This window comes from Acinetobacter sp. Z1 (assembly GCF_024296945.1).
Taxonomy (GTDB): Bacteria; Pseudomonadota; Gammaproteobacteria; order Pseudomonadales; family Moraxellaceae; genus Acinetobacter; species Acinetobacter beijerinckii.
Genome location: NZ_CP101115.1, coordinates 2,830,322 through 2,842,224 on the forward strand (window position 1 = coordinate 2,830,322; position 11,903 = coordinate 2,842,224).

13 protein-coding genes and 4 tRNA genes are annotated in these 11,903 nt (G+C 39.4%); 1 reads left to right on the forward strand and 16 read right to left on the reverse strand.

The annotated features are described in order from the left end of the window. Positions 1 to 121: 121 nt before the first annotated feature. From NGC85_RS13320 to rpe, 16 genes are all read right to left on the reverse strand, one after another. Positions 122 to 754 carry a nuclease-related domain-containing protein gene (locus NGC85_RS13320; protein ID WP_254731796.1) on the reverse strand — a complete coding sequence of 211 codons (633 nt, stop codon included), beginning with the start codon at positions 752 to 754 and terminating at the stop codon, positions 122 to 124. Between the two features lie 113 nt (positions 755 to 867). Beyond that, a complete protein-coding gene (locus NGC85_RS13325; protein WP_254731798.1) occupies positions 868 to 1,335 on the reverse strand; it encodes a DMT family transporter in 468 nt (155 codons plus the stop codon). A gap of 315 nt (positions 1,336 to 1,650) precedes the next feature. Continuing rightward, positions 1,651 to 1,727, reverse strand: a tRNA-Pro gene (locus tag NGC85_RS13330). Between the two features lie 17 nt (positions 1,728 to 1,744). Beyond that, positions 1,745 to 1,820 (reverse strand) — tRNA-His (locus NGC85_RS13335). Positions 1,821 to 1,858: 38 nt separating this feature from the next. Beyond that, a tRNA-Arg gene (locus NGC85_RS13340) sits at positions 1,859 to 1,935 on the reverse strand. Positions 1,936 to 2,005: 70 nt separating this feature from the next. After that, positions 2,006 to 2,082, reverse strand: a tRNA-Pro gene (locus tag NGC85_RS13345). 131 nt (positions 2,083 to 2,213) lie between these two features. Next, complete coding sequence (nadA, locus tag NGC85_RS13350; RefSeq protein WP_254731800.1) at positions 2,214 to 3,278, reverse strand: quinolinate synthase NadA; 1,065 nt, start codon at positions 3,276 to 3,278, stop codon at positions 2,214 to 2,216. 143 nt (positions 3,279 to 3,421) lie between these two features. After that, positions 3,422 to 4,642 (reverse strand): bifunctional glutamate N-acetyltransferase/amino-acid acetyltransferase ArgJ, encoded by a 1,221-nt coding sequence (argJ, locus tag NGC85_RS13355; RefSeq protein ID WP_254731802.1) that lies wholly within the window; start codon positions 4,640 to 4,642, stop codon positions 3,422 to 3,424. Between the two features lie 346 nt (positions 4,643 to 4,988). Continuing rightward, positions 4,989 to 5,477 (reverse strand): methylated-DNA--[protein]-cysteine S-methyltransferase, encoded by a 489-nt coding sequence (locus NGC85_RS13360; RefSeq protein WP_254731804.1) that lies wholly within the window; start codon positions 5,475 to 5,477, stop codon positions 4,989 to 4,991. A 17-nt stretch (positions 5,478 to 5,494) separates the two neighbouring features. Continuing rightward, entirely contained in the window at positions 5,495 to 5,812 is a 318-nt protein-coding gene (locus NGC85_RS13365) for a multidrug efflux SMR transporter (RefSeq protein ID WP_005057742.1), read from the reverse strand. A gap of 152 nt (positions 5,813 to 5,964) precedes the next feature. Further along, positions 5,965 to 6,510, reverse strand: a complete 546-nt coding sequence (locus NGC85_RS13370; protein WP_254731806.1) for a hypothetical protein — start codon at positions 6,508 to 6,510, stop codon at positions 5,965 to 5,967. Further along, positions 6,511 to 7,011, reverse strand: a complete 501-nt coding sequence (locus NGC85_RS13375) for a cobalt transporter (RefSeq protein WP_254731808.1) — start codon at positions 7,009 to 7,011, stop codon at positions 6,511 to 6,513. Between the two features lie 82 nt (positions 7,012 to 7,093). Continuing rightward, a complete protein-coding gene (locus NGC85_RS13380; protein ID WP_254731810.1) occupies positions 7,094 to 7,996 on the reverse strand; it encodes a copper resistance protein B in 903 nt (300 codons plus the stop codon). Then, the gene (locus NGC85_RS13385; protein WP_254731812.1) at positions 7,983 to 9,881 is read right to left on the reverse strand and encodes a copper resistance system multicopper oxidase; all 1,899 of its coding nucleotides are present in this window, start codon (positions 9,879 to 9,881) and stop codon (positions 7,983 to 7,985) included. Before NGC85_RS13385 ends, NGC85_RS13380 begins: the two co-directional genes overlap by 14 nt. Before the next feature lie 76 nt (positions 9,882 to 9,957). Then, positions 9,958 to 10,377, reverse strand: a complete 420-nt coding sequence (locus tag NGC85_RS13390) for a hypothetical protein (RefSeq protein ID WP_005291945.1) — start codon at positions 10,375 to 10,377, stop codon at positions 9,958 to 9,960. 369 nt (positions 10,378 to 10,746) lie between these two features. Then, complete coding sequence (gene rpe / locus NGC85_RS13395) at positions 10,747 to 11,433, reverse strand: ribulose-phosphate 3-epimerase (RefSeq protein WP_254731814.1); 687 nt, start codon at positions 11,431 to 11,433, stop codon at positions 10,747 to 10,749. Between the two features lie 182 nt (positions 11,434 to 11,615). On the opposite strand from rpe, the gene NGC85_RS13400 reads away from it, so the two are divergent. Beyond that, entirely contained in the window at positions 11,616 to 11,891 is a 276-nt protein-coding gene (locus tag NGC85_RS13400; protein ID WP_254731816.1) for a DUF2218 domain-containing protein, read from the forward strand. Positions 11,892 to 11,903: the final 12 nt, after the last annotated feature.

An 11,903-nucleotide genomic window follows, 5' to 3' on the forward strand; every position in this document is an offset into this window, starting at 1 on the left:
TATTCGTTTACTTGTCTAACAGACTTGATTATTCCTCATAAAAAGTAACTGGATATGTGGCAAAGTACAATAGCCAAATCTGGCAATACGATTGAGTTAAATCATCAATTTCTACAGTCACTTATACAGTGGATTTCTTTTCTATTTTTTGCTTTAAATGCTCAACGTGTAAAAGATTTGTCTTCCAAGAAGGCTCTAATACTTCTTTTTCGATTCGATATTTAATTCTTTTTAACTTCATGGGACTAATCACCTGTTGATCAAAACGCTTTACGTATTCAATCCATGCTTTACCACGAAAGACATTCTCAGGCATATCTGTTTTAAATTCGCTTCGAGCTGTAAATACAACAATAGAATGCAAATACTGCGGATCAACAACATCACTTAAAACCATTTCCAATACTTTAATATGCTTATAGTTTTGGTGTAACGGATTCTGAAATTTATAACTTTTCTTATAAATTTTTTGTGTCCACTGCTTCTGGCGAACATTTCCAAAAATCCATCCAGTGTAGTTTTTAGTTTCAACGATGAAAACACCATAAGGACTTATTAAAATATGATCAATTTGAGTCGTCCCGTCTTTCTGATCAGGCAGGGTACAATTATTGATTAATATATATTCAGCATTTAAATACTTAGCAACATGCTCAGAAACCATAAACTCACCAACTTTACCCTTGAAATTCGGTGATTTGAGATATGTAACTACAACAAGCATAAGAAGAATTAAAATAATGTAAAAGAACATACTTCCCCATGAATATTTTATTTTTTAGAAATTAAAATCAACAGCATCAAATATACAATATATTTATCAAAATATTATTATAAAAACTGAGTTAAGAACTAATCCGTAATATTTTATTTGATCATACTTCTATATTCTCCAAATAGCATAATCAACCCACCAATAAAAATAAAAAGTAATCCAAATAATTTGAAAGCATCTATTTTCTTTATTTGCATCCCCAATAAACCACTATGATCAATTAAGGTAGCAAAAATCATTTGCCCTAAAAATATCCATAATAGTGTATTGGTTGCACCGATATGTGGAGCTGCCACAAACATACACAGAATATAAAGTGAACCCAAGAAACCTGATAACCACATCCACCAAGATGTATTTTGATAAAGTGGTGGTTTCACCGTTCCATCCATCCACAATGCAATAACAAGCGAAGCAATCGCACCGCCTATATAAAGAAAAAAGGTAGATTGTATTTGGCTTGCACCACTGCTATGACGAAAGGCATTAATCACTGCTAATTGTAGTGGAACAACTAGCCCACCCAGTATACTAATCAAAACATAATGAATATTTTGCATTCATTGACTCTCATTTTTAGGTTTCTAATTTTTATGAACTAATTTGATTTAGAAACTTATGATCATGCTTGTGGAAAGTTTCAACATAATGATTGAGTAACTCTTACTCCAAACTATCTTATAAAAACAAATACTGCATCAAACATTCTATAGTTCAATTGTGACTCAAATGCTTTTGATTAAATAATGAAAGCTCGAAGATAGAAATAATTTCAGAAGAGTAAATAAGTTCTAGTTATTTAATTAAATAAGATATAAAAATACAGACGTAAAAAAACCGCTAATTAGCGGCATTTTATATCATCTTAAAGATGATGGTCGGAGCAGTAGGATTCGAACCTACGACCCCCTGGTCCCAAACCAGGTGCACTACCAGGCTGTGCTATGCTCCGATTACTCTATAAAAGAGTGGGGTGAATGACGGGATTCGAACCCGCGACAACCGGAATCACAATCCGGGGCTCTACCAACTGAGCTACATCCACCATAACGTTTGATTCTATATACCAAGCTACCAATTAAATGGCGCGCCTGACAGGATTCGAACCTGTGACCATCCGCTTAGAAGGCGGATGCTCTATCCAACTGAGCTACAGGCGCATAACGATGATAATACTATCAAGCGATACTTCGCCGATTTTAAAGCAATGTTTTACAACATTATTTTAAATGGTCGGAGCAGTAGGATTCGAACCTACGACCCCCTGGTCCCAAACCAGGTGCACTACCAGGCTGTGCTATGCTCCGATTTTCTCAGCTTTTATTGTATCGCACATCGTGCGGTACGGTGTGCATTCTAGGCTTGACGTTGCATCACGTCAACACCTAGTTTTAAAAAAAATGGTTTTTCCTTATCAAATGTATATTTAACAAGCACTTTAGCGCTTTAGTGAAGCACTAAAGTTCAACATTCGATCTAAAGGTAATTTTGCACGTTGAGCTAACACTGGATCAACGTGTATTTCTTGATCGCCATGTTGTAACACGTGCAAAATACCATCCAACTCATTCATTGCCATCCAAGGACAATGAGCACACGAACGACATGTTGCGCCCTCACCCGCCGTTGGCGCTTCGAATAATTCTTTATCTGGTGCTGCTTGCTGCATCTTATAGAAAATACCGCGATCAGTAGCTACGATCATTTGTTTATGCGGCAAGGTCTGTGCTGCTTTAATCAGTTGCGAGGTACTACCGACTGCATCAGCAATATCCACCACCGATTCAGGTGACTCAGGATGTACCAGTACCGCAGCATCAGGATAAAGCGCTTTCATTTGTGCGATACCACGGGCACGGAATTCTTCATGTACGATACATGCGCCATCCCACAACAACATTTCAGCGCCTGTTTTCTTTTGAATATAGCGACCTAAATGCTGATCAGGCGCCCAAATAATTTTTTCACCTAAACTATCGAGATGTTCAATGATCTCAACCGCGCAGCTTGATGTCACCACCCAATTGGCACGCGCTTTTACTGCTGCTGATGTATTGGCATATACCACCACAGTATGGTCAGGATGCTGGTCGCAAAAAGCACTGAACTCATCTACAGGACAACCCAAGTCAAGTGAACAGGTTGCTTCTAATGTTGGCATTAACACTGTTTTTTCAGGAGAAAGAATTTTAGAAGTCTCACCCATAAACTTAACACCCGCAACAACAAGCGTCGTTGCAGGATGGTCACGCCCAAAACGAGCCATTTCTAATGAATCAGAAACACAACCACCTGTTAGTTCTGCAAGCTCTTGCACTTCAGGATCACAATAATAGTGCGCTACCAGCACAGCATTTCTTTTTTTAAGCTCTGCTGCAATTTGAGCAAACTTTTCTTGTTTCACTTCTGGGCTGAGGCTATTGTCCTTTGGCTCACCCAAACGATCTAAATGCGCCTGCACAATATTTTTGGCTTCGTTCGCAATTAAATTCGCATCATTCATAAAGCGTCTTCTCTATCCTGCGTGCTTGCATCACTGCAAACTTATAACGTGGGTATCTTGGCGATGATGTGGAGTAAATCACACTGTCCACAAATCAGCTTATAAAAAAAGCCCCACTGTGGAGGCTCTATTATAACGCATATTTACGAGCGATAATCGGCATTAATTTTGACGTAGTCGTAAGAAAAGTCACAGGTATAAACCGTATCTTTCGCTGTACCACGACCAAGGTCAATACGAATCGTGATTTCTTTCTCAGCCATCACCGCAGCGCCTGCTTCTTCAGTATAATCAGGATTCGCGCCACCATCTAAGCAGATTTGTACGTCACCTAACCAAACTTGCACCTTGCTGCTGTCTAAGTTTGCAACACCTGCCTTACCAATCGCCATCACAATACGCCCCCAGTTTGGATCAGAAGCGAATAAAGCTGTTTTAATGAGTGGTGACTCAGCAACACTATAAGCAACATCACAACATTCTTGGGTATTAGCTCCGCCTTCAACCTGAACAGTAATGAATTTAGTTGCACCTTCACCATCACGCACAATCAATTGCGCCAAACGATTCATAATACGCGCAAGTACATCAAGCACTTGCTGGTAACGTGCATCCTCTTTTGAATCAATTTCAGCGCCACCCGCTAAACCTGTCGCTACAAAAATACAAGAGTCATTGGTTGAGGTATCACCATCAATTGTGATGCGATTAAATGAGTGTTCAACTGTCGTTTGTAACAGTTGCTGAACTGCGGCTTTTGAAATCGGTGCATCAGTAGCAACGAAGCTAAGCATAGTTGCCATATTTGGACGAATCATACCCGCACCTTTACTGATGCCTGTCATGGTATAAGTCACACCATCAAGTTCAAACTGTTCAGATGCGCCTTTCGGTGTGGTATCTGTGGTCATAATGCCAGAAGCAGCCTCAGCCCAACGATCTGCATTTAAATCATTTAATGCAGGTTGAATACCCTGCACTAAACGTTCAATCGGAAGTTGCTCACCGATTACACCTGTTGAAAATGGTAGAATCTGATTCGCTTGAACACCCGTTAATTCTGCTAATTTGGCACAGGTACTTTCTGCATTTTTATAGCCCACAGTGCCCGTCGCAGCATTGGCATTACCTGTGTTGATAATCAAATAACGTGGTGTGTTCTCAGCTAAGTGTTTTTTACTCAGTAGAACAGGCGCAGCAGCAAAGGCACTTTGGGTAAATACCCCTGCCACATTCGAGCCTTCTGCAAATTCAAAAATGACTAGATCTCGTCGATTTGGATAACGTACATACGCCTCAGTTGAGCCAATTTTTACACCCCGCACCACATGCATAAGTGGCATTGTTACGTCACCAACAGCCATTTTTAAACTTCCATTAATTAAGCTTTAAAGATATTAGTTTGATATTTAATTAAGAGATTTATCTCATCGGAGTCTTATTTAACTTTACCCCATTTCTGGGTAAGCCTTCGGCTCGACCTACTTTTCTTTCGGGAAAAGTAGGCAAAACCATTTGTCCCCCGCAAAACCTGTTCATTTCTTGCATCTATATAATTTCAATCATCAATACAATATTTGCATCTTCTTTAAATCGGGCAGGTTGCGGGTGACGTTTCCGCGTATCAAAAATCTACTAAGGTTTATATACCAAACCTTGCCTTAAAAGCTTATGCTAAATAATCAGAAAAATCGAGTTTTTATCCATGAACTAAGTAGATTTACTTTGCTCCAAACTCAATAAAATCTGCTTCTTATCCAGACCACCTGCAAAACCCACCAACGCCCCACCAGATCCAATCACTCGATGACACGGCGCAATAATCGAAATCGGATTCTTTCCATTCGCAGCACCCACTGCACGAACAGCTTTTGCATTACCAATCTGGAGTGCAATCCCTTTATAACTACGTGTTTCCCCGTAAGGAATCGTCAATAAAGCCTGCCAAACCTGCTGCTGAAAATCAGTGCCTTGAAAATCAAGTGGTAAATCAAACTGCTGGCGTTGTCCTGCAAAATATTGTTCTAATTGTTGTTTGACTTGATGCAGCATGGGATGCTGCCGATCTTCGACTAATTCAGAGAGTCGTACTCGTTTATGGTCTTCATTGTCCCACATCACGGCGACAAGTGCCTGATCATGAGCAACCAGTTTTAATGCACCCACTGGGGAATCCATATACATATATACCAGTTGCATCACGCTCTCCTAAATGCTTAATTTGACGAAAGCTTCATTAAAACTAAACCAGAAACAATCAATACGGCTGCAATCATTCGCATGGCTGTCATCGGCTCATTTAAGACTAAAATCCCAACCACGAAAGAGCCAATCGCTCCAATCCCTGTCCACACCGTATATGCTGTGCCTAAAGGAAGTGAACGCATTGAAATCGACAATAAAACAACACTTAAAATCATGAAAACAATAGTCACGATGCTTGGCGTTAACTTTGTAAAACCTTCAGACATTTTCATAGAATATGCCCAAATAATTTCAAAAATACCCGCCACAATTAAAATTGCCCAAGCCATTTTTAACAGTCTACTTTATCAATAGTCGGGTCGTCCCAACGTGATTATTTACAGAAGGTCGTCCTTCTTCACTCAACAGTTTACTGTACATTTTGCAATTATGTGAATTGTTGTATATCTAAAAAAAGTTTAAGACCATGAAAATTAAATTTTTATTGCCAAACAATGCTATCAACTTTCATTAATTCACAAGCACCGTTTCCAGTATCCTCCCTCGATAAAGAGCTTTTCCAACGCCATCCATCTTTGGTTTGAATTTCAATTAATGAGCCTTTTAAATAGACTAAATCATCTTTTTTTATTTTTTTCATCTGAGATGCGACATAAGCATCTGCTGGTACTAAATGCATATTTGCGCTATGTCTTGAAATATCTCTTAAAGAAATTGGTGGTTCCTGATCAACACGCCAATAATACCAACGATTACTCTGAGAAATATCAATCTGTTTATATACTTTTGGATTCGCCATTTCTCCCCAACCAACTGCAATATCCATAGGCGAAAACTCAGCTTCACGCCCCAAGTTATAATCCTCTCGACCTAATACACGAAAAGAGCCTTCATAACTTTGCAATGCCACCACCTCTACGCCCTGTTGAGTTGTGATTTGGCTGACATTCGGTGTTGGTTTAATCGCTTTAGTCCAAATTAACCATAAAACAGCCAACCCCAATAAGCCATACATCCATCTTGGCATTTATCTATCCTTTTTATTTCTTAAGGCGTTAATCCATCGCCTTAACTTTTCTAGCATCGTTGTAAATATTTTTTGAACTATAAGTAATGAATGATTATTTTTAGATTGTGTTTGATCAATATGATTAGAACTCTGTTTTTCAAATACCATCATTTCTAAAGGTTCATAATGTGACATTGTTTGTTGTAGTTCGGCACCCAAACTTAAACGTTGTAATGCTAAGGTTACATCATCAATTGAACTGTGATGATATAAAGTCAGATGTCTTGCATCTAAATCAATACAATGCTCGATTAAGTTATCAATAAAAGGAAGCAATGCTTTACGCACACGCTGGGCTTCAACAATACTGCTCATATGCGGAATATAATAATAACTGACATTCATCGTCCCATCATTTGACAGCAGTTCTAATTGTGGTGAACTTTGACTTTTCTGTTTAGATGTTTCAAATTGATTTGTTTTATCAATATAGGCATTGTTTTGTTGTTCAAAAGCCATTTATGCACCATGAATGACTCAAAAAAGATACTGTTAGTATAAACCAACAGTATCTCAGTAAAGTGAAATTTTAGACAAAGTATCAGAACTTTAAACTCAGTCCTGCGCCATAAACCCACCCTGTTTTAGAGTCACTGCCCGTTTGCCAATTGGTTTCTTTAAGCCCTTTGCTGTAGCCATAACCGACATCGATAAAAGGCATGACTCGATTCTTGACGATTTCATAGCGGGCTTTGATGCCTACTTCAGCATCAGTTAGACCGGTTTTTGCAGCATACTTGGATTCATCTCGAATGACCCACTCCATTTCCAGATAAGGCTGCATGATCAACTTTTGTGTGAGTAATAAGTCTCTTTCGGTTTCCAGAACAAAACGCCATTGTTGATCTTTTCCGAAATAGACATGTGCATCTGTTTCAAAGAAATAAGGTGCCATACCATGTAAACCGACCACTCCTTCGAATTGTTCCTTATCCAACTCACGCTCAGGGTTATAACGGTAATTTACCCCTGCTTGTACATCCCAGAAGTCAGTAATATTACGGCTATAAAGTGCAGCAAGACTCTGCTCAGATTTTTCCGATTCGGCCTTGGCATAATCCGCGATGATAAATAACTTGTTCTCATCGGTTCCAATCCAAGTTTTCAATTTGGATTGGAGTGTGCCTTGTCCATCTTCGTCCAACAACCATTGTGTATCTAGCTGAGTCGCCTGATATATCTGTCCACCATGCTCTTTGTAATGGTCAGCATGTTCATCTTTATTTTGCGTCTGTGAGGAAAGCATTGAACTTTGATGTTGCAAATGATCCATCGGCATTGATGCATTTATCGTCGTGTTCTGCTGTGCCAGCCTATCTATTTGCATCATCTGATCGTGCCCTTCATGCGCATAAGCAAATGCACTCAAAGAAGTAACCACACTACCCATCGCCAATAATTGCGTATAACGTTTCATCTTCGAAGATCGCTTAGTGATGTGCATGGCTCGCTCCTTGAGATGATTGAACTGGTGCTTGTTTTGGAGCTTTGCTGTCATCCACATTGGCAACAATCAACTTACTCATCATGCCCGCACTCATGTGATACATCAAATGACAATGGATTGCCCATTCGCCAAGCTCATCCGCAGTCAATAGAGCTGTAACTGTCTTGCCAGGTGGCACAATGACGGTATGTTTATTTGGCATATCCTGTGGAGCCTGACCATTTTCCAACTGCATAAACATACCGTGTAAATGCATTGGATGCGCCATCATACTTTCATTCACAAACTTCAAGCGAATTCGTTCACCGTACTGAACTTTCAATGGTTCGAAATCTTTATCACTGAATTTTTTACCATCAATCGTCCAAATATAACGTTCCATGGTTCCACCCAAACGAATCACTAATTCACGCTCTACAGGACGGCTATAGCTTTTAGGCTGTGGTTGTAATGATTTCAAATCTTTATAACTTAAAGCTTTATGACCTGCGGGTGTGGCTGCATTCGCCCATCCCAGCAGAGTATCTGAAGCTATTTTTTCAGAAGATGCGACCATCTGATGTTCGCTATGATCTGACGTTGCTGGAGCAGACATATCCATCTGAGCATGTGCATTATGATCCATTTTCGACATGTCCATTTTTCCATGTGCGCTATGATCCATCGCAGTTTGTTGCATCAGTGCAATCTGAGCTTTGTCCTGTGGCATCTGATGCTGACTATGTTCCATATCTGTCATCTTCATTTGCTGATCTGAGCCATGATTCATTTTGCTCATATCCATTTGACCATGCGAACCATGATCCATGCCCATATCTTCCATGGTCAATAAAGCACGTGGACGCGATTGCGGCATCATCACGCTGTTTTGTGCTGGATTCATCTCATTTTGTAATGATGCGATTGCAAAACCTGAGCGATCAATTGACTCTGCTTGAATTTGATAATGCGCTTGAGTTGGTTCAACAATCACATCATAAGTTTCTGCCGCACCAATTCTAAACTCATCGACTGGAATGGGTTTGACCGGCTGACCATCTGCACTGACCACGGTCATTTTTAAGTTTGGAATACGTACATCAAAAAAAGACATTGCCGAAGCATTGATAAAACGTAACCGAACTTTTTCTTCTGCATTGAACGCACCTGTCCAATTTTGCTGAGGTGTTTTTCCATTGACGAGAAAGGTATAGCCAGTGACATCCGATAAATCAGTTTTCAGCATCCGCATCTGATTCCACATTGAGCGATCTTGCCATGTGGCTTTTAAACCTTGCTGCTTTAACTGTTTCCAGACATCGCTGACTGTTTCTCTTTGATTTTGATAATACTCAGCCGACTTCTTCAGATTTGCCATAATCTTGTCACTTTCCGTTTCATGGAAGTCTGACAACATCACCACATAATCACGCTGTGTTTTTTCATGTGCAGCGATAGGTTGTTTTCCTTTCGGATAAATCACCAAAGCGCCGTACAAGCCATCTTGCTCTTGTCCTTTGCTATGCGCATGATACCAATAAGTTCCGTTTTGACGAACCTTGAAACGATACTCAAAACTACCGTTCGGTTTAATGCCTTTAAAACCATTAAAACCTGGCACACCATCCATCAAACCAGGTAACAACAATCCATGCCAATGCAGTGAAGTGTCTTGTTCTTTCAACTGGTTATGCACATGAATGACTGCTTCATCGCCTTCTTCAAACTCTAACAGTGGGGCAATAAATTTGCCGTTGACCGTGATGCGTTTAACTGGCTTTCCTGTCACATTCACCGCGCCTTGGTTAATATTCAGGTGATATTCTTTAATTGCTGCCAAACTATAGGGTGCAAACAATAGGCTTAAGCTAGCAATGACACCAGCATATATTTTTGAGGACATGATATTTTTCCTAATCTGTTAACTTTTCAAATTGCGCGTTTCTCTGAGATGTAGAAAAACGGCTTGTAAAGACAGATCAGGTTCTAGGAGGGCGCAGAATCTCTTGCCAATAACCAGCAAGATGTCGAGCCTGATAGTCCGTATTAATATGCGTACTGAGCTCTAGAAATGGCGAAGAAGATAAACTTGGTGTCTGTTGGTCTAAGGCAAAATTGACTGTTTGGCAATGCGAAGAACTATTGCAGTCCTGACAATGTACATTATCTTGCATCATTCCTTCATGACATTTCACAAAATTACCCGAATGGGCATGTGGCATTTGATGATGTTGATCCATCATTTGCTGGTCATGACAAGACATCGCTTGAATTGTTGTAGAAGTGGTTTGATCAGATTGAAGGGTTTGAACTGCTGCAACGGCCACACTGCTTCCCCCGATGAAAAATATCATCAGGAATACAAACCACAGATGTTTGTATTGCTTGCGGAGTTGCACTAAATGTTCCTTATTTCAATAATCAAAAATGAATTGAGTGTGCTAAGCATAATTTCTTTTATGCTTATGCACAATCATCTTTGCATTTGAATTTCGATAATTTCATCTTAACATCGCTCGAAACTGTTGTTTTATCAAGCGAATCAACACTTCAACAATCATGGGCAAAAATAAAGCAAAATGAATAAGTTAATGCACAAAAAAAGGACAGAAATTTGTCCTTTTTTCACCAATTTGTTGTGAATATAAACAACTGAAATCATTTTGTTTATTTTAACAACATCTTATCCACCTGCTTATCAACACGGTTATCCACCCAGTTATAAACAAAGTTATCCACAGACTTATGTGAAAAATAGGATGAAAACACTAAACTTCTGTCGCACCAACTTTTGCCAACTCTGCACGCATTTGGTCAATCACATTTTTATAGTCAGGTTGACCAAAAATTGCTGAACCTGCAACAAACATATCGGCACCAGCTTCCGCAATTTCACGAATATTGGCTGGACCTACTCCACCATCAACTTCTAAACGGATGTCATGGCCACTCGCATCAATAATTTTGCGTGCTTGACGAAGTTTTTCCAAAGTCATCGGAATAAATTTCTGACCACCAAAACCTGGGTTTACACTCATCAACAAAATTTGATCCACTTTATCTAAAACATAATCAAGATGATGTAACGGCGTTGCAGGATTGAATACTAAACCTGCTTTCGCACCACCAGACTGAATCAACTGCAAAGAACGATCAATATGATCTGTTGCTTCAGGGTGGAACGTAATAATGTCTGCACCCGCATCCAAGAAATCACCAATCATACGGTCTACAGGTGAAACCATAAGATGCACATCAATCGGTGCTTTAATACCATAGTTTTTTAATGCCTTGCAGATACCCGCACCAAAAGTCAGATTCGGCACATAGTGGTTATCCATCACATCAAAATGTACAACGTCTGCACCCGCAGCTAGAACTTTTTCTACATCTTCACCTAAACGTGCAAAATCAGCAGATAAAATTGAAGGAGCAATTAAATAAGGCTTGGACATGGATGACCTGGCAACTTGGAAGAAATGATTGATCAATTATAGCAAATTCAGTCTGCTTAGGGCTGTTACAAACATATTATTCGAGCATTGCAAACATGCAACATGCCGTTGCAGAGATACTATTTTTTTGTGCTTTCATGTTTGTTATGTTTTCTTATGACATAAAAAGATGACCTAAACATATGAATAGCACAACTCAAATTGAAACAATTGAAGCCAAACGTATTAGTAAACGTTTAGTGAATCATTGGAAGCATAAATTTGAAGTATCAGAGACTGAGCTACATTCAAAAATTTTCATGCCGACAGCAACGGTGACTCTTACGCCAAATGAACAGCACTTAGATGTACTGATTGAAAATCAGCAAGATGATGTTCAGCGATTAGAACAGGTGGTGATTGACCATTTAAATCGTATGGCACAACAAGAGTTTATTGTTGAATGGCAGCATCATTAAAAAGAAGCTCAT